Annotated in this window: 23 protein-coding genes; 14 read left to right on the top strand and 9 right to left on the bottom strand. The window is 74.8% G+C overall.

The features are described from left to right. Nucleotides 1–61: 61 nt before the first annotated feature. The 4 genes from DQ241_RS05800 to ppgK form a co-directional block, all read right to left on the bottom strand. Nucleotides 62–2161, bottom strand: coding sequence for a VanW family protein (locus DQ241_RS05800; RefSeq protein WP_113829218.1), 2100 nt, complete (start codon nt 2159–2161; stop codon nt 62–64). Nucleotides 2162–2303: 142 nt separating this feature from the next. Next, a complete protein-coding gene (locus DQ241_RS05805; protein ID WP_113829448.1) occupies nt 2304–2528 on the bottom strand; it encodes a hypothetical protein in 225 nt (74 codons plus the stop codon). A 403-nt stretch (nt 2529–2931) separates the two neighbouring features. Further along, nucleotides 2932–4305: an RNA polymerase sigma factor gene (locus tag DQ241_RS05810; RefSeq protein WP_113829219.1), complete on the bottom strand. Its 1374-nt coding sequence runs from the start codon at nt 4303–4305 to the stop codon at nt 2932–2934. A gap of 313 nt (nt 4306–4618) precedes the next feature. After that, nucleotides 4619–5374 carry a polyphosphate--glucose phosphotransferase gene (gene ppgK / locus DQ241_RS05815; protein ID WP_199584118.1) on the bottom strand — a complete coding sequence of 252 codons (756 nt, stop codon included), beginning with the start codon at nt 5372–5374 and terminating at the stop codon, nt 4619–4621. Between the two features lie 57 nt (nt 5375–5431). Here ppgK and DQ241_RS05820 point away from each other — a divergent pair, with 57 nt between their 5' ends. Continuing rightward, nucleotides 5432–6259 (top strand): inositol monophosphatase family protein, encoded by an 828-nt coding sequence (locus tag DQ241_RS05820; protein WP_233492230.1) that lies wholly within the window; start codon nt 5432–5434, stop codon nt 6257–6259. A gap of 15 nt (nt 6260–6274) precedes the next feature. Here the strand turns inward: DQ241_RS05820 and DQ241_RS05825 are convergent, their stop codons facing one another. Together DQ241_RS05825 and DQ241_RS05830 are read right to left on the bottom strand one after the other, a co-directional pair. Beyond that, a complete protein-coding gene (locus tag DQ241_RS05825) occupies nt 6275–6820 on the bottom strand; it encodes a LytR C-terminal domain-containing protein (RefSeq protein WP_113829221.1) in 546 nt (181 codons plus the stop codon). A gap of 94 nt (nt 6821–6914) precedes the next feature. Beyond that, nucleotides 6915–7961: a phosphotransferase family protein gene (locus tag DQ241_RS05830; protein ID WP_113829222.1), complete on the bottom strand. Its 1047-nt coding sequence runs from the start codon at nt 7959–7961 to the stop codon at nt 6915–6917. Between the two features lie 309 nt (nt 7962–8270). Here DQ241_RS05830 and DQ241_RS05835 point away from each other — a divergent pair, with 309 nt between their 5' ends. The 6 genes from DQ241_RS05835 to DQ241_RS05860 all read left to right on the top strand — a co-directional run bounded on the left by DQ241_RS05835 (nt 8271) and on the right by DQ241_RS05860 (nt 12081). Further along, entirely contained in the window at nt 8271–8570 is a 300-nt protein-coding gene (locus DQ241_RS05835) for a DUF4193 domain-containing protein (protein ID WP_113829223.1), read from the top strand. Between the two features lie 78 nt (nt 8571–8648). After that, nucleotides 8649–9461: a hypothetical protein gene (locus DQ241_RS05840; RefSeq protein WP_233492231.1), complete on the top strand. Its 813-nt coding sequence runs from the start codon at nt 8649–8651 to the stop codon at nt 9459–9461. Between the two features lie 29 nt (nt 9462–9490). Beyond that, nucleotides 9491–9985: a dUTP diphosphatase gene (gene dut, locus DQ241_RS05845; RefSeq protein ID WP_199584119.1), complete on the top strand. Its 495-nt coding sequence runs from the start codon at nt 9491–9493 to the stop codon at nt 9983–9985. A 3-nt stretch (nt 9986–9988) separates the two neighbouring features. Beyond that, the gene (locus DQ241_RS05850; protein ID WP_113829225.1) at nt 9989–10750 is read left to right on the top strand and encodes a DUF3710 domain-containing protein; all 762 of its coding nucleotides are present in this window, start codon (nt 9989–9991) and stop codon (nt 10748–10750) included. After that, nucleotides 10747–11124: an OB-fold nucleic acid binding domain-containing protein gene (locus DQ241_RS05855; RefSeq protein ID WP_113829226.1), complete on the top strand. Its 378-nt coding sequence runs from the start codon at nt 10747–10749 to the stop codon at nt 11122–11124. Before DQ241_RS05850 ends, DQ241_RS05855 begins: the two co-directional genes overlap by 4 nt. Before the next feature lie 108 nt (nt 11125–11232). After that, entirely contained in the window at nt 11233–12081 is an 849-nt protein-coding gene (locus tag DQ241_RS05860) for a DUF3159 domain-containing protein (RefSeq protein WP_233492232.1), read from the top strand. A gap of 3 nt (nt 12082–12084) precedes the next feature. On the opposite strand, the gene DQ241_RS05865 is transcribed toward DQ241_RS05860, so the two are convergent. Both DQ241_RS05865 and DQ241_RS05870 read right to left on the bottom strand, forming a co-directional pair. Continuing rightward, complete coding sequence (locus DQ241_RS05865) at nt 12085–12756, bottom strand: TrkA family potassium uptake protein (protein ID WP_113829227.1); 672 nt, start codon at nt 12754–12756, stop codon at nt 12085–12087. Beyond that, the gene (locus DQ241_RS05870; protein WP_113829228.1) at nt 12756–13424 is read right to left on the bottom strand and encodes a TrkA family potassium uptake protein; all 669 of its coding nucleotides are present in this window, start codon (nt 13422–13424) and stop codon (nt 12756–12758) included. Before DQ241_RS05870 ends, DQ241_RS05865 begins: the two co-directional genes overlap by 1 nt. A 226-nt stretch (nt 13425–13650) precedes the next feature. Here DQ241_RS05870 and DQ241_RS05875 point away from each other — a divergent pair, with 226 nt between their 5' ends. Continuing rightward, nucleotides 13651–15624 carry an APC family permease gene (locus tag DQ241_RS05875; protein WP_233492233.1) on the top strand — a complete coding sequence of 658 codons (1974 nt, stop codon included), beginning with the start codon at nt 13651–13653 and terminating at the stop codon, nt 15622–15624. After that, entirely contained in the window at nt 15617–16909 is a 1293-nt protein-coding gene (locus tag DQ241_RS05880; protein ID WP_113829452.1) for a class I SAM-dependent RNA methyltransferase, read from the top strand. Before DQ241_RS05875 ends, DQ241_RS05880 begins: the two co-directional genes overlap by 8 nt. Here DQ241_RS05880 and DQ241_RS05885 read toward each other — a convergent pair. Continuing rightward, on the bottom strand, nt 16893–17771 hold the full coding sequence (locus DQ241_RS05885) for an aminoglycoside phosphotransferase family protein (RefSeq protein WP_113829453.1): 879 nt from the start codon (nt 17769–17771) through the stop codon (nt 16893–16895). The two genes, DQ241_RS05880 and DQ241_RS05885, sit on opposite strands and share 17 nt — an antisense overlap. Before the next feature lie 151 nt (nt 17772–17922). On the opposite strand from DQ241_RS05885, the gene DQ241_RS21270 reads away from it, so the two are divergent. The 5 genes from DQ241_RS21270 (at nt 17923) to DQ241_RS05905 (ending at nt 21083) form a co-directional block, all read left to right on the top strand. Next, nucleotides 17923–18057, top strand: a complete 135-nt coding sequence (locus DQ241_RS21270; protein WP_255410962.1) for a hypothetical protein — start codon at nt 17923–17925, stop codon at nt 18055–18057. A 58-nt stretch (nt 18058–18115) separates the two neighbouring features. Continuing rightward, entirely contained in the window at nt 18116–18343 is a 228-nt protein-coding gene (locus DQ241_RS05890) for a DUF4177 domain-containing protein (protein ID WP_113829230.1), read from the top strand. Nucleotides 18344–18397: 54 nt separating this feature from the next. Then, nucleotides 18398–18766: a hypothetical protein gene (locus tag DQ241_RS05895; RefSeq protein WP_113829231.1), complete on the top strand. Its 369-nt coding sequence runs from the start codon at nt 18398–18400 to the stop codon at nt 18764–18766. 128 nt (nt 18767–18894) lie between these two features. Continuing rightward, the gene (dxs, locus tag DQ241_RS05900; protein ID WP_113829232.1) at nt 18895–20808 is read left to right on the top strand and encodes a 1-deoxy-D-xylulose-5-phosphate synthase; all 1914 of its coding nucleotides are present in this window, start codon (nt 18895–18897) and stop codon (nt 20806–20808) included. Beyond that, nucleotides 20805–21083 (top strand): thiamine-binding protein, encoded by a 279-nt coding sequence (locus DQ241_RS05905; RefSeq protein WP_113829233.1) that lies wholly within the window; start codon nt 20805–20807, stop codon nt 21081–21083. The genes dxs and DQ241_RS05905 overlap by 4 nt, the downstream gene beginning before the upstream one ends. Nucleotides 21084–21085: the final 2 nt, after the last annotated feature.

Consider the following 21085-nt stretch of genomic DNA (forward strand, 5'->3'; position numbering starts at 1 on the left):
GCCGACGGCGCCCGGCCGGTCCCCCGGAGGAGCGAGCCCGCCGCCGGGGCGCCCGGTCAGCTCAGCCGCCGCCCGGTGCCGGCGCGTCCGCGGCCGGGGCGGCGGGATCGCCGCCCGGCGGCACGCAGGTGATGATCGCCTCGGCCTGGTAGCGGGTGTTGAAGTTCTCCCGCTTGAGCTCGGCGCCGGTCGCCGGGTCCTTGAAGATCCGGGTCACGGTGATGTCGAACCCGGGGACGCCGGGCTGCGGGATGCAGCTGCCGTCGTCCACCTTCTGCTGGACCGCCGGCTCGCGGTGGTTCGTGCGCGAGGAGCTGACCGACTCGATGTCGTAGCGCTTGGTGCCGTAGAACGTCACCGTGATGGAGCCGGGCGTCCACTGGGTGTCCACGAAGACCCCGGTGTCGCTGTCGTTGCGCCACTGCAGGTCGATGACGCCCTCGTAGACGGTGGCCTCCCGACCGGCCGGGTAGCGGCTGATGTAGAAGCTGTGCGGCTTGTGGTAGACGTCCTCGAGGCCGGCGAAGAAGACGGCGTTGAACATCGTCGTCGCGAACTGGCTGATCCCGCCGCCGACGGCCTTGGCCAGCTCGCCGCGCTGGATGACGGTCGCCTCGACGTAGCCCTGCGCCGTCCCGCGCGGGCCGGTGTAGCCGTTCAGGCTGAAGGTCTCGCCCGGGAGGATCAGCGCGCCGTCGACCTCCTCGGCGACGACGCGGATGTTCTCGCCGCTGTTCGCGTTGCCGATGTTGGTCGTGAAGCTGCTGATCTCCTCGCGGATGCCCAGCGCCTGGGCCTCCTCGGTGGTGAACTCGGCCGGGATCGGGCCCAGCTCCGCGGTCACCGTGCGCGGCGCCGGAGCGGTCAGCACCGGCAGCAGCTGCTCGGCCAGGCGCGCCGGGTCGACGCCGGTGCCGTCCTCGGAGGGCACGACCTGCACCGCACCGCCGGACACCTGGAAGGTGGCGTCCTTGGCCGGCGTCCCGAAGACGCCGAGCTCGTCGCCCAGGGACTCGCCCAGCTTCACCGGGTCCAGCCCGACCTGCAGCTCGCCTTCCTCCGTGGGCGTGAAGGTGAGCGAGGCGGCGATGGCCCCGACGGGCACCTCCGCGGTCTCGCCCTCACCGCCGACCGTCACCGGTGCCGACAGCGCCGGTACGACGGTCTCGTCGAGCACCCGCTGGGCCTCGTCGGCGTCGACGTCGAAGGGGTCGACCTCCACGGGCAGCTCGACCGGTTCGTCGGCGGGCTCCCCGGCCGAGAGCGCCTCGGTGAGCGCCCGCTCGGCGCCGTCACGGTCGAGCGCGCGGCCCTCGGCCGGCGGCACCACGCTGGGCGTGGTGCCCTCGATGGCGATCGTGGCGTCGGTGTGCGGCACGTCGACGAGCTCGGCGATCGAGGCCAGCCCGCGGTCGAGGGCCTCCCGGTCGGTGCTCAGGACCGGGTCGACCTCGCGGTCGGAGAACAACGTGACCACGCGGGTCCACGGGTTGAGCGGCTGGTCGTCGGCCACGTCGACGGTGCGCTCGACGTCCAGGGCGACGCCGGACGCCGTGGGGGAGAAGGTGCCCTCCACGTCGTCGGCGAGGACCGGCCGGTCGGCGGCCACGCGCGGGGCGAGCTCCTCCTCGAGCCGGTCGGCCGCGGCCGCGGGGGAGAGACCACCGACGTCGACCCCCGCCACGACGGTGGACCGGGGCACGTCGCCCGAGGAGAGGAGCAGGTCGGCGCCGTAGACCGCGCCCAGGGCGGCGACCGCACCGACCGGCACCAGCACGGCCCGGCGGCGCCACCACGGGCTGCCCGGCGCGTCGGGGCCGTCGGGGCCGCCCGGGACGGTGCGCGGGAAACCGTCCACCGGCTGCGTGCCGACGTCGTCGCCGCCGGACGGCCCCGCGGGCGGGACGGCATCCTCGACGGCCCGGGTGTCGTGCTGCCCGCCGTCGGCGGAGCCCTCGGCGTCCGGGGCGCCGCTCAGCCAGTCGCGGGGCACGGGTCGGGTGTCGTCGGCCTCCCCGCCGACGGCCGCGAAGCTGCCGGTCGCCGGGGCCGGAGGCACCTCGTCGCCACCGGGACGGGGGCCGTCCACGGGCGGACGGGAGCTCCCGCCGTCGGCGGGCATGCGCACGGTCTCGTCGTGCGCGGGGTGCTGCTCGGGCATGGGGTGGTCCTCCGGGGGCCGTCGACCGGGGGTCCCCGGAGACGACGGAGCCGCCGGCCCTCCGTCCGCACGGGGCGGGGTGGAGGACACGGCGGCGTCGTCGGGTCTGGCTGTCATCGCGGGCGCGACGATAGCGGTTCTCTCACGCAGTAACGCGCTGCTCGCCCTCGGTGTCGATGATGTCGACGGCGATGTCGCGAAGCTTGGACTCGTACTCACGTGCGTGGTGCCCGCAGAAGACGAGGTCGCTACCGCTGGCGAGCACGACGCGCACCTTGGCCAGCGCCCCACAGCGGTCGCAGTGGAACGGAACGACGAGGTCATCGGTGGGCGGGGTCGTCGTCAGCGTCTGGGTCATCTGGCTCATCACTCGCTCTCTACCGCACGGACCCGCGGCTGCGGATCGGCCTCCTGCACAGCGCCAGGATGGCCCCTCGTGTTCCCGTTGCCCTCGTCACCAGTCGCGGACTCGCGGAACGAGATGAGTCCGTGACGTGCGGGTCGGGTGGAACGGGTCCAGCAGGGGACGTCACTGGGGTGGTACCGGTCGTGCTGCCGTCCCGGCCGGCTGCCGGGCTGACGTGGGTCCGCTGCTGTCTTGAACGTCTCCCACCGTACGCGGTCTACCCGACACGAGTCGGCGCCAACCCGTGTCCCACCCGACGGGTGAGACGCGACGGGCCCGTCCCCAGGGGAACGGGCCCGTCGCGGTGGCCCCGTCCCGAGGCTCGCCCCGAGCGTGCGAGGGGTGAGAAGGACGGGGTCCTTTCTCAGTCCAGGTAGTCGCGCAGGACCTGGCTGCGGCTGGGGTGCCGGAGCTTGGACATCGTCTTGGACTCGATCTGCCGGATCCGCTCGCGGGTGACCCCGTAGACCTGGCCGATCTCGTCGAGGGTCCGCGGCTGGCCGTCGGTCAGGCCGAAGCGCAGCCGGACGACGCCGGCCTCGCGCTCCGAGAGCGTCTGCAGCACGCTGGTCAGCTGGTCCTGCATGAGCGTGAAGCTCACGGCGTCGACCGCCACGACCGCCTCGGAGTCCTCGATGAAGTCACCGAGCTGGCTGTCGCCCTCGTCGCCGATGGTCTGGTCGAGGCTGATCGGCTCTCGGGCGTACTGCTGGATCTCCAGCACCTTGTCCGGGGTGATGTCCATCTCCTTGGCCAGCTCCTCCGGGGTGGGCTCGCGGCCCAGGTCCTGGAGCAGCTCGCGCTGGATGCGGCCGAGCTTGTTGATGACCTCGACCATGTGCACCGGGATGCGGATGGTGCGGGCCTGGTCGGCCATGGCGCGGGTGATGGCCTGGCGGATCCACCACGTCGCGTAGGTCGAGAACTTGTAGCCCTTGGTGTAGTCGAACTTCTCGACCGCGCGGATCAGACCGAGGTTGCCCTCCTGGATCAGGTCCAGGAACGCCATGCCGCGGCCGGTGTAGCGCTTGGCCAGCGACACCACGAGGCGGAGGTTGGCCTCCAGCAGGTGGTTCTTGGCGCGCTCGCCGTCGCGCACGATCCAGTTGAGGTCGCGGCGCATCTGCGGGGAGAGCTTCTGGCCCTCCTCCTCGGCCTGGCGCAGCCGCTCGGCGCCGTAGAGCCCGGCCTCGATCCGCTTGGCGAGGTCGACCTCCTCCTCGGCGTTGAGCAGCGCGACCTTGCCGATCTGCTTGAGGTAGGCGCGGACCGAGTCGGCCGAGGCGGTCAGCTCGGCGTCCTTGCGTGCCTGGCGCAGCGCCTCCGACTCCTCCTCCTCGTCCCACTCGAAGTCGCCGGACTCGGCGGTCTCCTCCTCGGCCGCGACCTCGACGCCGTCCTTGCCGGTGACGACGGTCTCGTCGAGCTTGAGGCCCTCCGACCCGGCGTCCACGACGGCGACGGTCGTGCCGTCGGCGGCCACCGCGGTCAGCACGGTGCCCTCGCCGGTGCCCGGGGAGGGGGTGATGGTCGGCTTGGTGCGACCCTTCGCGGTCTTCGCCGGCGCCTTCTTCGCGGTGCCGGCCGGCTCCGCGGCCGCCTTCTTCGCCGGGGCCTTGGCGCGAGCGCCCTCGGCTACCGCGGCGGTGGCCCGGGGGGCACGGGTACCGGCTGCGACCGTGCGGGAGCGCTTGGGGGTGCTCGCGGCGGCGTCCGGTGCTGGCTTGTCGGCGGGCACTCAGGGGTTCCTTCCCGTGCTGGGGTCGTTCCCCGGGGGCCCGACTGGTCTCCGGGTAGCGGCTCCGGTCCCCGTCCTGGACAGCGGGAGATCCCGGCGGATGGCGCGGCGTTTGGCCGCGGATCGGGCAGGGGATCCCTCCCGGCTGGAGGGCGGCGGGCTGGGGCGTTCCCCATTGTAACGACGGCTCCCGGGCTTTCCACCGCCCTCGACCTCCGATCCTCGCCCTGACGAGCGGTTCCGGGCGGCGCGGTGCGGTCGAGGCCACCTCGGCGGTGCCCCGGCGGCCCCACCCGTCCCGCCGACGGGCCGGTCAGCCGTGGGCGCGGGGCTCCAGGTTCTCGTGGGCGGCCAGCGCGGCGCCGACGATGCCGGCGTCGTTCTGGAGCTGCGCGGGGACGACCGGCGTCCGGGTGGACAGCAGCGGCACCCACTTGTGCGCCTTCTTGCTCACCCCGCCGCCGACGATGATCAGGTCGGGCCACAGGCCCGCCTCGAGGACGTCGAGGTAGCGGTCCACGCGCTGCGCCCACTCGGGGTAACCGAGCTCCTCGCGCTCGCGGGCGGCGGCCGAGGCGCGCCGCTCGCCGTCCTCTCCGTCGACCTGGATGTGGCCGAACTCGGTGTTCGGCACGAGGTGCCCGTCGACGAACAGCGCGCTGCCGATGCCCGTGCCGAACGTGAGCATCAGCACCACGCCCCGGCGGTCGCGGCCGGCGCCGTAGCGCATCTCGGCCAGCCCGGCGGCGTCGGCGTCGTTCAGCGTCTCCACGGTGCCCGGGATGAGCGCGGACATGCCGGCGTCGACGTCGGTGCCGATCCAGCTCTTGTCCACGTTGGCCGCGGTGTGCGCGACCCCGCTCTTCATGACGCCGGGGAAGGTCACCCCCACCCGGCCCGTCCAGCCGAAGCTGCCCACGATCTCCGCGACCACCCGGTAGACGGGGTCGGGCAGCGAGGGCTGCGGGGTCTCGATCCGCACCCGCTCCCCGATGAGCTGCCCCTTGTCGAGGTCGACCAGGCACCCCTTGATACCGCTGCCGCCGATGTCCACGCCGAAGCCCTGCACGAGGGACAGGCTAGTGATCACCCCCGCGTGCCGCCCCGCCTACGGCACGATCGTGTCGTGACCACCCCGATCGGGTCAGCCGCGACCCCCGCCCCGGACGCCCTCCTGGCCCTCGCCACCGCCACGGCGCGGGAGGCCGCCGCGCTGGTCCGCCGCGGCCGGGCCGGCGCCGCCGAGCAGGTGGACGTGAAGTCCAGCCCGGTCGACGTCGTCACCGCCGTGGACAAGGCCAGCGAGCGGCTGATCGTCGACCGGCTGCTCGCCGCGCGCCCCGACGACGGCGTGCTGGGGGAGGAGGGTGCGGCCCGCCCTGGCACGAGCGGCGTGCGCTGGGTCGTCGACCCGATCGACGGGACGGTCAACTTCCTCTACGGCGTGCCGGCCTACGCGGTGTCGGTCGCCGCGGAGGTCGACGGGGTGGTGCGCGCGGGCGCGGTCCTGAACGTGGCGACCGGCGAGCTGTTCACCGCCACCGCCGGCGGGGGTGCCCACCTCGCCGTGGACGGGGCGGACCCGGTGCGGCTGACGGGGAGCCGGCCGCCGTCCCTCGAGCAGACCCTGGTGGCGACCGGCTTCGGCTACCGGGTCGAGCAGCGGCGGGCGCAGGGCGCCGTGGTGGCCGCGCTGCTGCCGCGGGTCCGGGACATCCGCCGGTTCGGCAGCGCCGCGCTCGACCTCTGCGCCGCCGCCGCGGGCCGGGTGGACGCCTACTACGAGCTGGACCTCAACCCCTGGGACCACGCCGCCGGGGCGCTGGTCGCCGCCGAGGCGGGGCTGGTGCTGGCCGGGCTGCCCGGGACGGCGTTCGCTGATCCGCTGGCCGTCGCCGTCGCGCCGACCGTCGCCGACGAGTTCCTCGACCTGCTGGCCGAGCTGCACCGCTGAGCGCCGCGCGGGCGATCAGCAGTCGGCGTCGGCGTCCGTCGCCGGGGCGAGCGCGGCCTCGACGGCCTCGGGGGTGGCCAGGCTGTCGGGGAAGGTGAACTCCGGGCCCAGGACGAGGTCCACCTGCTGGGTGGCCCGGGTGTCCTCCCAGCTCTCGGCGCCGGGCATGTACACGGCCAGGAAGCGGGCCACCTCGTCGCCGGCCGGGCCGTGCCGGACCTCGCCGACGCCGGTCACCTCGCGGCCGCTGGAGTCGTTGGCGACCTCCGCGACGGTGAACCCGCGGTTGCCGAGCTCGTCGGCCACCTGCTGCGCCAGCCCGCCGGTCTCCGAGGCGTTGAACACCCGCACCGAGACGGTGGCCGGGTCCAGCGCCGGAGGGGCGGCCTCGGCGCTGGCGCAGGCCCGCTCCTGCTGCTCGCGCTGCTCGGCGTCCTGGCGGAAGACGTTCCACCACACGCCGAGCGCGGCGACGGCGAGCACGAGTAGGAAGATCAGCGGCGGCAGCGGGCGGCGCCCGCTGCGGGCACGCACCGGGGGACGCTCGGTGCGCAGCGTCACGGATCACTCTCCTCGGCACTCGCCCGGGGCGGACCGGCGTCCGGTCGGCCCGCGGTGGGGCGGTCGACGGCGAGCTTAGGGCCGCTCGGTCGTTCTAGATCGCACCGTCCTCGAGCGCGGCGCGTCCCAGCTCCACGCAGGGGCCGATGCGCTCGGCGTACCCGCTGGTGTCCTTGCCCGCCATGGCGCCGGCGGCGGACCGGGCGACGATCCCGGCGATGATCGCGGCGAACTTGAAGAAGGCGAAGCCGACGTACCAGTTGAGGTCGGAGAGGTCGGTCCCCGCGCGGCGCGCGTAGCGCTCGGCCGCCTCGCGCCGGGTGGGGAAGCCGGGCAGCGTGGTCAGCGGGCTCAGCGTGGACGGGCGCTGCTCACCGGCTTCGGGCCAGTAGACGAACAGCATCCCGATGTCGGTGAGCGGGTCGCCGAGGGTCGACATCTCCCAGTCCAGCACCGCGCGGATGCGGCCCGGCGCCGCCGGGTCGAGCAGGCAGTTGTCCAGCCGGTAGTCGCCGTGCACGATGCCGGACCGCTGCGTCGTCGGCACCGTCTCGGCCAGCCGTGCCGCCAGCGCGTCCAGGTCCGGCCGGTCCCGGTCGCGGGTGGCGTCCCACTGCTTGGTCCACCGGCGCACCTGGCGCGCGGCGAAGCCCTCCGGGCGGCCGAAGTCGGCGAGGCCGACCGCCTCGACGTCGACGGCGTGCAGGTCGGCGAGCACGTCGACCAGGCCCTCGCCGATCGCCCGCCGCTGCGCCGGCTCGTCGGCGTACCCGGGCGGGAACTCGTGGACGGCGTGGATGCCCACGACCCGCTCCATCACGTAGAACGGCGCGCCGAGGACCGACTCGTCGGTGCACAGGTGCAGCGTGCGGGGGACCGGCACCGTGGTCGGGCCCAGCGCGGAGATCACCCGGTGCTCGCGGACCATGTCGTGCGCGGTGGCCAGCACCGCGCCCGTCGGGGGGCGCCGCAGGATCACCGCGTCGTCCGGCGACCCACCCGCCGGCGTCACCACGTAGGTGAGGTTCGACATGCCCGCAGCGATGAGCTCGACGGTCACCTCGCGCCAGCGCTGGTCACCCAGGGCACCGGCCAGGTAGGGCCCCACGACGGTCGGATCAGCACCCACGGGAGTCGACACGGCGGCAGGGTAACCTCTGGCGCTCCGCAGCCCGCCCGGCCGTTTCCGGGCGCCCGATGTGTCGCCCGTGAACCGGCGGGCACAAACCGGGCCCCCGTGGCGTTGGGCGGCTGCCGGTCCTTTCCGACGCCTCCCGGGGCGGCGGGCCTGCGACCGGTTGCGGACTGGGGGAGCTCCAGCACGGACTGCCCCGCCCACACGATCGACCAGCCGCCCACCGGCGGCCGGTCAGGACGACGGCGCGCACCCGGGCGCCGCGTCGGACGAGCGGGTTCGATTCCCGCGAGAACCGCAGGAGGGGCACACCCCATGGCCACCGACTACGACGCCCCGCGCCGCAACGAGGCCGACGAGCTGGGCGAGGACTCCCTCGAGGAGCTCAAGGCCCGGCGGGCCGAGGCCCAGTCCGCCTCCGTCGACGTCGACGAGACCGACTTCAACGAGAACCTCGAGCTCCCCGGCGCCGACCTCTCGAACGAGGAGCTCACGGTGCGCGTGCTGCCGAAGCAGGAGGACGAGTTCACCTGCTCCCGCTGCTTCCTCGTGCAGCACCGCAGCCGCCTGGCCGCCACCAAGGGCGACCAGCTGTACTGCCGCGACTGCGCCTGACGGAGGACCCCTGCGGGGGTCCGGCGGAGGAGGAACGAGCTGACCGAGCAGCAGCCCCGCACCGGTGAGGTGCGCGACGTGCCTCCTCCGCGGCCGGTGACGCCGGCCGCGGCGCCCGTCGAGGAGAGCGGCCTGGCGCGGGCCGCCCGCGCGGTCGCCGACGCCGTCGCCGGCCTGGTGACCGGCCCCGCCGACGAGCCCCCGGCCGACGGCCGGGCCCGCTCGGCCGCCTCCGGGCTGCGCGACGTGGTCGGCGCCGTCGCCACCGCCGTCGGCTCCGCGTTCGGCGGCGGCCGCGGGCAGGACGCGCCGGGCACGCCGCCTCCGGGTACCCGGTCCCCGGGGACGGCGCTCGGGGACCTGCTCGCCGCGGTCGCGCCCCGGCTGCCGATCCGCGACGGCGAGCGGTTGCGGCGGGCGCACCCCGGCGCGACCGATGCCGAGATCGCCGACGCGCTGGTGGCCCGTGCCGCGAAGCTGACCGGCGCCGTCGGGGCGGCCACCGGCGGGCTGTCCGCGGCGCACTGGTTCCTGCCCCCGTCGCTGCTCACCCTGCCGCTGGAGCTGGGCGCCGAGACGGTGCTGGTGGCCGCGGTGGAGGTCGTCCTGGTGGGGGAGCTGCACGAGCTGGCCGGCCGGCCGTCGTCCGGCGAGTCCTACCTGGCCAGCTGGTCCGCGCAGCGCTCGGTCGACCGCACCGCGGGAGCGAACGGCCTGCTGACCGGGGCCGCGCTGACGATGCTGCGGCGCCGGATCGGGCGCCGGCTGGCCCGGGGCGTCCCGGCCGCCGCGCCGTTCCTGGTCGGCGCCGCCCTGGCCGGGCGCGGCAACCGCCGGGCCACCGAGACGCTCGCCGAGCGGATGCGCCGCGACCTGTTCCCCGGCTCGTGACCGACCGGGGTCCTTATAGGGTCGCCGACGTGCCCGACCTCCCCGCGTCCGAGCTGGACGTCCCGGTCGCCCTGCTGTCCCCCGAGGGCACGCTGCCCGGCTACGCGCTGCCCGGCGACGCCGGCGCCGACCTGGCCCTGGCCGAGGACGTGCAGCTGGCGCCGTTCGAGCGCGCGCTCGTGGGCACCGGGGTCGCCGTCGCGATCCCCGAGGGCTACGCCGGCTTCGTGCACCCGCGCTCGGGGCTGGCGCACCGCCTGGGGCTGAGCCTGGTGAACGCGCCGGGCACCATCGACGCGGGATACCGGGGCGAGATCAAGGTGAACCTGGTGAACCTCGACCCGACGACGCCGATCACGCTGCGCCGGGGCGACCGGGTGGCCCAGCTCGTCGTCCAGCCGGTCGTGCGCGCGCGGTTCGTGCCCGTCGACGAGCTGCCGGGGAGCGAGCGCGGCGCCGGAGGGCACGGGTCGACGGGCGGCCACGCAGAGCTGGGCACCACGCTGGACGAAGGACAGGGCTGACAGATGCCGTTCGGACGACGACGCAACCGGATCGACCGCAGCCTGCGCGAGCGGGGCGTGCCCCCGGAGCCGCAGCAGCGCGAGCGCGAGGTGGCCGAGACCAGCGGCCCCTGGGACGAGGCGGACGCCCCCGACGACGGCGTGCAGCGCCTCGACCTGGGTGCGCTGCGGCTCCCGGCGCTGCCGGGCACCGAGCTGCGGGTCGACGTCGACAAGCAGCAGCGGGTCGTCGGCGCGACGCTGCGCGCGGGTGAGTCGACGCTGCAGGTGGGTGTGTTCGCCGCTCCCCGCAACACCGGGATCTGGGACGACGTGCGCGCCGACATCGCGCGCACCGCCTCCGGGCAGGGCGCCTCCCTCCGCGAGGTCGAGGGCCCGTTCGGCACCGAGCTCGCCGGCACCGTCGTCGCCGTCCCCGCGACCCAGCCGGGCCAGCCGCCCGCGCAGCCGGTCAAGCGGCCGGCCCGGTTCCTGGGCGTGGACGGGCCGCGCTGGTTCCTCCGCGGCACGCTGACCGGACCGGCCGCGGCCGACCCGGGAGCGGCCGGGCAGCTGGAGGACGCCTTCCGCGCCGTCGTCGTCGTCCGGGGGACCGCGCCGATGCCGGTGCGCGAGGCCCTGCCGCTGACGCTGCCGGCGGAGGCCGCCGCGCGGCTGGCGCAGCAGCAGCAGGGCGCCGCCGGCCAGGGGGCGCCCGGCACCCCCTCCGCCGGGGGGAGCGGCAGCGGCGCCGGGGCGCCCGGCGGTTCTACCCTGGGCTCGTGACCGAGACCCGACCGACGGGCTGGCTGGCGCGGACGCTGCAGCGGCTCGCCGCGGACGACCAGGCCATCGACGCCCAGGAGCTGCGCGCCGGAGCCGCCAGCGCCGGCTGCGAGCCGCTGAGCTCCTGCCAGAAGGGGAAGGTCGTGACGGTGACCGGCCGGCTCAAGTCGGTCGTCTACACCCCGCGCGAGACGGTCCCCACGCTCGAGGCCGAGCTGTTCGACGGCTCCGGTTCGGTGACGCTGGTCTGGCTGGGCCGGCGGCGCATCCCCGGCATCGAGCCGGGCCGCACCGTGACCGCCCGCGGCCGGTTCGGCGCCTTCGACGGCCGGCGGGTCATCTACAACCCCTGGTACGAGCTCGGCTCCTGCTAGGTCCACCGCCCGGCACCCCAGGGTGAGGCGGAGGTGGCCCGGGCGCACGGCACGGGTAGGAACGGCTCCGGCGGGCAGGCCGGCGGTGCGACGGTGGGAGAGACGCGGGTGAGCGCGACGGGCGGCACGACGGGCACGACCGGACCGGTACCACCGGACGACGGGCCCGCGCCCCTGGTGTTCGACCGGCACCTCGTGCTCGACCAGCTCGGCGGCTGGCGCGGCATGGTCGACGCCACCCTGCCCACGCTGGCGTTCATCGTCGCCAACTCCCTCGGCGGGCTGCGGCCCGGCATCGTCGCCGCGCTCGGCACGGCGCTGCTCGTGTTCGCGCTGCGCCTGGTGCGGCGCGAGAGCCTGCAGCAGGCGTTCAGCGGGCTGTTCGCCGTCGGCGTCGCGGTGGCGCTGGCCGCCTTCACCGGGCAGGCGCGCGACTTCTACGTCCCCGGCATCATCCGCAACGCGGCCCTGACGGTCGTGCTCCTCGGCTCCATCGCGATCCGCCGCCCGCTGGTCGGTGTGATCGCCGAGTTCCTGTCGCCCAGCCACCTGGGGGCCATGGCCGCACCCGGCTCGGGCCTGCCGGGTCTGCGCGGCAGGGTCGACCGGGCCCGCGCCGTCCTGGCGCCGGGGGAGCGCGATCCCGAGACCGGCCGGCGGGAGCCGGACCCCGACCCGGAGCTGCACTGGCGGGACGACCCGCGGCTGCTGCGGGCCTACAGCTGGCTGACGGTGCTCTGGGCCGCGGTGTTCCTGCTGCGCGCCGCCGTCCAGGGCTGGCTGTGGCTGGGCAGCGAGAACTCCGATGCCACCGACCTCGGGGTCGTCTCGCTGCTGCTGGGCGTCCCGCTCACCGCGGTCGAGGTCGTGGTGACGCTGTGGGTGGTGTCCCGGCTGCACCGCCACCGGGCGCCGGTCGCCGACGAGCAGCCACCGGGGGAGGGCCCCGCCGCCTGAGGCTCAGGCGTCGGCGGTGTTCGGCGCGAGGACGCCCTTGAGCTGCTCCTCGACCTCGGCGTGGGTGACGAACAGCAGCTCGTCGCCGGCCTCGAGGGGCTCGTCCGGCGTGGGGGTGATGACCCGCTCGCCGCGGAGGATGGCGGTCAGCACCGTCTCGCGGGGGAGCGGCACCTCGCGCAGCGCCCGGCCCACCCACACGGTGTCCTCGCCGAGCGTGATCTCCACCAGGTTCGCCGCGCCCTTGCGGAAGCTCATCAGCCGCACGACGTCGCCGACGGTGACCGCCTCCTCGACGAGGGCGGCCAGCACGCGCGGGGTGGAGACGGCGACGTCGACCCCCCAGGCCTCGGTGTAGAGCCACTCGTTGCGCGGGTCCTTCACGCGGGCGACGACGCGGCCGACCGCGAACTCGGTCTTGGCCAGCAGCGACACGACCAGGTTGGCCTTGTCGTCGCCGGTCGCGGCGACGACGACGTCGCAGGTGGCCAGCTGCGCCTCCTCCAGGGAGGACACCTCGCAGGCGTCGGCCTGCACCCACTCGGCGCCGGGCACGGACCTGGCCCGCACCTTGCGCCCGTCCTTCTCGATGAGCATCACGGAGTGCCCGTTGGCCAGCAGCTCGCCGGCGATGGACCGGCCCACCGCGCCGGCCCCGACGATGGCGACGCGCATCAGTGCTGCCCTCCCTCGGGCGCGGTCTCGACGACCTCGTGCACGCGCGCGGTGATCTCGTCGGTGACGGCCACGACCAGCTGGTCGCCGTCCTGCAGGATCGTCGTCGGCGTCGGCAGCTGGGCCTCGCCGAAGCGCACCAGCCAGGCGGCCCGGGCGCCGGAGGCGGCCTCCAGGTCGGTGAGCTTGCGCCCCACCCACGCCTCGGTGACGGTCACCCGCATCAGCAGGACCTTGCCGGTGGGCTCGCGCCACAGCTCGCTGACCTTGACCGAGAGCAGTTCGCGCAGCAGCCGGTTCACCGTCCACGGCACGGTGGCCACGCTCGGGATGCCCATGCGCTCGAAGACCTCGGCCCGCTTCGAGTCGTAGATGCGGGCGACGACGTGCTGGACGCCGAAGGTCTCGCGGGCCACGCGGGCGCTGATGATGTTCGAGTTGTCGCCGCTGCTGACCGCGGCGAAGGCGCCGGCGGAGTCGATGCCGGCGTCCAGGAGGGTCTGCCGGTCGAAGCCGAGGCCGGTCACCTGCCGGCCCGAGAACTCCGGACCGAGCCGGCGGAACGCCGCCGGGTCCTGGTCGATCACGGCGACGCTGTGGCCGACCTCCTCGAGGCGGCGGGCGATGGCCGAGCCGACCCGTCCGCAGCCCATGACGACCACGTGCACGTGGTGCTCCTCCTCGACCGTGCCCGGGCACCCCGCCCGGACATCACCGGGCGCGAAGCTACACCCGGACGGCGGGCCGGCAGCGCGGCGACCGGCGGGCTCACCCTCGTGAGGAGGACGACAGCCCGGCGGCGGTCCCAGGTCACCGCGCGTCCGTACCATCGCCGCCGTGCCAAGCCTGTCCGACCTCGGACACCTCCCGAAACGGCTCGTCCTGGGACGTGCCGTGCGCAGCGACCGCCTGGGCGAGTCGCTGCTCCCCAAGCGGTACGCCCTGCCGATCTTCGCCAGCGACCCGCTCTCCTCCGTCGCCTACGCGACGCAGGAGATCCTGATCGTCCTGACGCTGGCCGGGACGGCCTACCTGTACCTGGCGCCGTGGCTGGCCGTCGGCGTCGTCGCGCTGCTGATCACCGTGGTGCTCAGCTACCGCCAGGTGGTGCGCGCCTACCCGTCGGGCGGCGGCGACTACGAGGTCGCGATGAAGAACCACGGGCAGTTCGCCGGGCTGGTCGTGGCCAGCGCGCTGCTCGTCGACTACGTCATGACGGTCGCCGTGTCCGTGTCGGCCGGCACCGACAACATCATCTCGGCGTTCCCGTCGCTCGACGAGCACCGCGTGCTCATCGCCGTCTCGCTGGTCGCGCTGCTGGCGGCGGCCAACCTGCGCGGCCTGCGGGAGTCGGGCAAGACGTTCGCCGTCCCGACGTACCTGTTCATCACCGGCATCGGGATCATGATCGTCACCGGGCTGGTCCGGTGGTTCGTGACCGACGGCGGGCTGGTCGCGGAGACCTCTCAGTACACGGTCACCCCCGAGCCCGAGTACACGCAGCTGGGCGGGCTGGCGCTGCTGTTCTTCGCGCTGCGCGCCTTCGCCTCCGGGTGCACCGCGCTGACCGGCGTCGAGGCCATCGCCAACGGCGTGCCGGCCTTCAAGCCGCCGAAGAGCAGGAACGCGGCCACCACCCTGGCGCTGATGGGCGGGATCGCGGCCAGCATGTTCGCCGGCGTGACGGCGCTGGCCCTGCTCGCCGACGTCAAGTACGTCGAGCACCCGTGCGACCTCGAGGGCTTCGCCAACTGCGACACCGAGCCGCAGCGGACCGTCATCGCCCAGATCGCCGCCGCCGTGTTCGGTGGCGACGGCTCGGCGGGCTTCTACTACATCCAGGCCGCGACGGCGCTGGTGCTCATCCTGGCCGCGAACACCGCGTTCAACGGCTTCCCGCTGCTCGGCTCGGTGCTGGCCCAGGACCGGTACATGCCCCGGCAGCTGCACACGCGCGGCGACAAGCTCGTGTTCAGCAACGGCATCCTGCTGCTCGCCGGCTTCGCGGCGCTGCTGATCATCGCCTTCGACGCCGACGTCACCCGGCTGATCCAGCTGTACATCATCGGCGTCTTCACCTCCTTCACGATCGGCCAGTGGGGCATGGTCCGGCACTGGAAGCGGGAGATGGCGCTGACCTCTGACCCCGCCGAGCGGGGCCGGATGCGCCGCTCGCAGGTGATCAACGCGCTCGGCGGCACGCTGACCACCGTGGTCCTGGTGATCATCGTGATCACCAAGTTCACCCACGGCGCCTGGCTGGTCATCGTCGCCATGCCGATCCTGTTCGGGCTCATGCGGGCGATCCACCGGCACTACGACCACGTGGCCGACCAGCTGGTGCCCGACAGCGACTCCCGGATGCTGCCCAGCAAGGTGCACGCCGTCGTCCTGGTGTCGAAGGTGCACAAGCCCACGCTCCGGGCGCTCGCCTTCGCGCGGGCCACCCGGCCCGATGCGCTGACCGCGCTGACGGTCAACGTGGACGACGCCGACACCCGGCAGCTGCAGGCCGACTGGGAGCGGTTCGACATCCCGGTGCCCCTGACCGTCATCGAGTCGCCCTACCGCGAGATCACCCGGCCGGTGGTCGACTTCGTCAAGGGCATCCGGCGGGACAGCCCGCGCGAGCTGGTCGTGGTGTTCGTGCCGCAGTACGTGGTCGGCCACTGGTGGGAGAACGTCCTGCACAACCAGAGCGCGCTGCGGCTGCGGACCCGGCTGCAGTTCCAGCCCGGCGTCATGATCACCACCGTGCCGTGGCAGCTGGAGAGCTCGATCGGCCTGGATGGCGACGGGCACGGCGGCGGACCGGCGCCGGGCGACCTGCGCCGCGGGCTCACCGACGACGCGACCCCGTATGGCTGAGCGACGACCCCGGCGGGAGCCGCGTGGCCTCGGCTGGGACGGGCGCGAGTTCGAGGTGACCGTGGGCCCGGTCGCGCACGGCGGGCACTGCGTGGCCCGGCACGAGGGGCGGGTCGTCTTCGTGCGGCACAGCCTGCCGGGGGAGCGGGTGGTCGTCCGCGTGACCGAGGACCGGCACCCCGGTTTCTGCCGCGCCGACGCCGTCGAGGTGCTCGAGGCCTCGCCCGCGCGGGTCGAGCGACCGTGCCCGTTCAGCGGTCCAGGGAAGTGCGGCGGCTGCGACTGGCAGCACGTGGACGTCGCCGAGCAGCACCGGCTGAAGGCCGACGTCGTCCGCGAGCAGCTGGTCCGACTCGGCCGGCTGGACGCCGCGGACCCGGTGGTGGCGGGGCTGGTCGTCGAGGAGCTGCCCGGCGGCGCGCTGCGCTGGCGCTCGCGGGCCCGGTTCGCCGTCGACCGCGACGGAGCGCCCGGGCTGCGCCGGCACCGGTCGCACGACGTCGTCGTCCTGCCCGACTGCCCGATCACCGTGGAGCCGGCCGCGCGGGCGGTGCTCGGCCGCGACTGGTCCGGAGCCGGCGCGGTCGACGTCGCCGTCGACTCCGCGGGCGTGGTGACGACGACGCGGCTGGACCGCCGGGGTCGGCCCACCGCCACCCGGGTGCTCCGCCCGGGTGCGGACGTGCCCGAGGAGCCGGCCGGCCGGGCCGAGCGGCGGGCGGGCGGGCGCGACTGGGAGGTCGAGGGCACCGGGTTCTGGCAGGTGCACCCGGCGGCGGCCGACGCGCTCGTCGCCGCCGTCGGCGAGTTCGCGCAGGTGCGGCCGGGGGAGACGGTGCTCGACCTCTACGCCGGGGCCGGGCTGTTCGGGGGTGCGCTGGCGCCCGCCGTCGGCGCGGAGGGCCGGGTCGTCTGCGTCGAGGCCGATCCGGGTGCCTGCGCGGCCGCCGACGCGAACCTGGCGGACCTCCCGCAGGCCGAGGTCTGGCAGGGCGAGGTCGACGCGGAGGGGCTGGGAGAGCTGCTCGCGGAGCTCGGGTCGGGGCCGGACGTCGTCGTCCTGGACCCGCCGCGGGCCGGGGCGGGGCGCGACGTGAGCCGGCTGCTGGCCGGCACCGGCGCGCGGGCGGTCGTCTACGTGGCGTGCGACCCGGCGTCGCTGGGCCGCGACGTCGCCGCCTTCGCCGAGGGCGGGTACCGGCTGGCCGGCGTGCGCGGGTTCGACGCCTTCCCCATGACCCAGCACGTGGAGTGCGTGGCCCTGCTGGTCAGCACGGCTCGCTGAGCCTGCCGGCCGCGGGTCGGCCGGCGGCGTCGCGCTCCAGCCACGCCACGACGTGCTCCACGTAGCTGTCCGGGCCGGCCAGTGGCCGGCCCGGCAGCACCGCGACGAGGTGCTCCACGCCGAAGAGCCGGTCCCAGACCCGGGCGCGCTCGTAGGTCTCGGCATCGACCGCGCGCCGGACGTTGTCCCAGCCGTGCCAGGCCATGCACGCGGCGTCGACGGCGGGGTCCCCCGGCAGCGCCAGGTCCCAATCGAGGACGCCGACCAGCCCTCCGGTCGCGTCCCAGTGCACGTTCCCCGCGCCGAGGTCTGCGTGCACGAGCGCGTCGGGCACCGGATCCAGCGCCATCGCCTCGTCCAGCCGCCTGCGGCCGTCGTCCTGCCACCGCGGCGGGAGGCGGGGGAGCACGTCCTCGGCCAGGATCTCGGCCCAGTGCCGCTGCGCCGGGCCGTCGTGCTGACCTTCCAGTGCGGCGCGGAGCTCGGGCGAGAGGGGTGCCTCGCGGAGGGCCGCGAGGAGGTCGCGGATCCGCACGGGGTCGCCGTGCCCCTCCGGCAGCGCGGCGCCGTCGAGCCATGAGACGGCGACGGCGGTCCGCTCCCCGAAGGTCGTCACCGGCGTGATCGGTTCGGGCACGGCGAACGGGAGCCCAGCCGACGCGACGGCCCGCAACGCCGCCATGCGAGCCGGCATGAGGCGCGCCCCGCTCGGCCGCCGGGCGATGCGGACCGCGGCGAGACCGGGGACCAGCACCACGTCGTGGACGTTCCCGGTGGGGGCGAGCCGCGCGGCGCGGAGGGGCGCGCCCGGGAGCAGGGCGTCGACGATCTCGAGCAGGTCGGTCGGCACGCGCGGGGTCACCGGGACATCGTCGGGCCCGTGCGACACCGCGGCCAGCACGCGGTCAGGTGGAGGTTCGGCGTCGCCGAACCCCTGCCGTCGCACCCGTCACATCCGCCAGGATCTCGGTTCGCACCCTGCGTAGCGTCCGCGGGGAACGAGGGAGGAAGCGATGCAGAGCACGATCGGCGCCGCCCACCCGCACGTGGCGGCCGCGCGCAAGGTCCTGGCCATCGGGTGGTGGCTCGTCGCCGCCGGCGCCACGCTCGTCCTGGGGCTCGAGATCGAGGACGGCATCGCCCTCTGAGCTCGTCGGAGGCGCGCCCGGGCGATCGCCGCGGGAGGCGCCTCGCTACGGTCAGGGGGTGCCCACATGGGAATACGCCTCGGTCATCACCGCCAACGATGCGGAGTCGCAGCGGGCCGGCGTGAGCGTCAAGCTCCCCGGCGGACAGTCGGAACGCCAGCAGGGTGACACCAGCTCGGTGCTCAACAAGCTCGGCGCCGAGGGGTGGGAGCTGGTCAGCTACCACTCCAGCGGCGCCGGCACGTGGGGCTTCGAGCAGTTCTGGCTGAAGCGCCAGAAGGGCTGATCCGCGTGCACCACCGGTCGAACAGGTGTTCGACCGGTGGTGCACACTGGGCCGGTGGACGGAACGCTGCCGCCGGGGTGGCCGGAGGAGGTCCGGCCCCCGGGCGCCCCCGACTGGGAGCGCACCGCGATCGCCTGGCTGTTCGACCTGGTGCCGCCGGACTACCGGGCGCACGAGGTGCTGCGCCGGTACCCCGTGCTCCTGGCCCGCTTCGCCCGCGACCACGTGGGTGCGGGGCTGGAGGCGGCCCGCGAGGGGTGGCGCACCGTCCGGGTGGAGCTCGCCGACCACCTGCCGCCCGACGCCATGGAGGCCGCCGTCCGCGCCTACGAGCGCGAGGGCGCCCGGCTGGCCGCCGCCGGCCGCGGGGTGGACGTGGTCGCCGCTGCCCTGCGCGGGGAACGCTGGGTGCCCCGGCTGTAGGTGTGCGGTGTGAGCTGCATCCGGGCCTGTCCTCGAACCGGAAGAGATCATCGTCCGCACGTACAGTTGACCGGCGGCCGCACGCATCGCCGCGCACCTGCCGCCGACGGAGAGGAAGACACCGCACCGTGTCGCTCCTGCGCTCGATCTCCGGCCCGGAGGACCTCCGCGCCCTCCCCGCCGACCAGCTCCCCGCGCTGGCCGCGGAGATCCGTGACGCGCTGGTCACCAGCGTGGCCCGCACCGGCGGGCACCTGGGTCCCAACCTCGGCTGCGTCGAGCTGACCATCGCGCTGCACCGCGTCTTCGAGTCGCCGCGCGAGCCGATCGTCTTCGACACCGGCCACCAGTCCTACGTGCACAAGATGCTCACCGGCCGCGTCGAGGAGTTCCAGCGGCTGCGCCAGCGCGGCGGGCTCTCCGGCTACCCGAGCCGGGCCGAGAGCGAGCACGACTGGGTGGAGAACAGCCACGCCTCGACCTCGCTGTCCTACGCCGACGGGCTGGCCAAGGCCTTCGCGATCCGCGGCGACACGCGCCCCGTCGTCGCCGTCGTCGGCGACGGCGCCCTCACCGGCGGCATGGCCTGGGAGGCGCTGAACAACATCGCCGCCGCCCAGGACCGGCCCGTGGTCATCGTGGTCAACGACAACGGCCGCTCCTACTCGCCGACGATCGGCGGCGTCGCCGACGCGCTGGCCACCCTGCGGCTGCGGCCCGGCTACGAGAACGCGCTGCTCCAGGTCCGCCAGGCCCTGCACAAGGCGCCGGTGGTCGGCTCCGCGCTGTACGACGCCCTGCACGCGATCAAGAAGGGCCTCAAGGACGTCCTGTCGCCGCAGGGCATGTTCGAGGACCTCGGCATGAAGTACGTCGGCCCGGTCGACGGGCACGACATCGAGGTCATGGAGTCGGCGCTGCGCCGGGCTCGCTCGTTCGGCGGGCCGGTCATCGTGCACGCCGTCACCACCAAGGGCTTCGGGTACCCGCCGGCCGAGACCGACCAGATCGACGCCTGGCACGCCACCGGCGTCTTCGACCCCGACAGCGGCGCCTCGGTGCGCAAGACCGGGCTGGCCTGGACCGACGCCTTCTCCGACGAGCTGGTGAAGCTCGGCGCCGAGCGCGCCGACGTCGTCGCCATCACCGCCGCGATGCTGCACCCGACCGGCCTGGCCGCCTTCGCCGAGCGGTTCCCCGAGCGCACCTTCGACGTCGGCATCGCCGAGCAGCACGCGCTCACCTCGGCCGCCGGCCTGGCCATGGCGGGGATGCACCCCGTCGTCGCCGTCTACTCGACGTTCCTCAACCGGGCCTTCGACCAGCTGCTCATGGACGTCGCGCTGCACGGCCAGCCGGTGACGGTCGTGCTCGACCGCGCCGGGGTGACCGGCGACGACGGCGCCTCGCACAACGGCATGTGGGACATGTCGATCCTGTCCGTGGTGCCCGGGCTGGCGCTGGCGGCGCCCCGCGACGAGGCGACGCTGCGCGAGGCGCTGCGGGAGGCGGTCGCGATCTCCGACGGCCCGTCGGTCGTGCGCTTCCCGAAGGGCTCGCTGCCGCCGGACCTCCCGGCGCTGGAGCGGCGCGGCCCGGTCGACGTCATGCGCCGCGGCGAGCGCAACGACGTGCTGCTCGTGGCCGTCGGCTCGATGGTGCCGATGTGCCAGGCCGCGGCCGAGCGGGTCGCCGACCACGGCATCGAGGTCACGGTCGTCGACCCGCGCTGGGTGCTGCCGGTCGCCGACGAGCTGGTCGAGATGGCCGCCGGGTACCGGCTCGTGGTCACCGTCGAGGACGGCGGCCGGGCCGGGGGAGTGGGCACCACGCTCACCCAGGCGCTGCAGGACCGCGAGATCGACGTCCCGGTGCGGGCGCTCGGTCTGCCGCAGGCGTTCTTCGAGCACGGGTCGCGCGGCCAGGTGCTGGCCGACGCCGGGCTGACCGAGCAGGACGTCGCCCGCCGGATCGCCGAGTGGTCGGCGAAGCTCGGCGAGCGCACGGACAACCACGTGGTGGAGCGCGCGGAGCAGCCGTGATCGCGGAGATCCAGGTGGCGCCGTCGCCGGCCGGGACCGCCGACGACCCGCATGCCTTCGTGGAGGCCGCGGTCGCGGTCATCCAGGCGTCGGGGCTGCGCTACGAGGTCGGCGCGCTGGGGACGACGATCGAGGGCGAGCCCGACCAGGTGTGGGCCACGCTGCGCGCCGCGCACGAGGCGATGCTCGCCGCCGGGGCGACGTCGGGCCTCTCGCACATCAAGGTCGCGTCGGTGGACCGCTCGATGGACAGCCTCACCCGCAAGTTCCGCTGAGG

The sequence above is a fragment of the Blastococcus sp. TF02A-30 genome (assembly GCF_003319185.1).
Classification (GTDB): domain Bacteria; phylum Actinomycetota; class Actinomycetes; order Mycobacteriales; family Geodermatophilaceae; genus Blastococcus.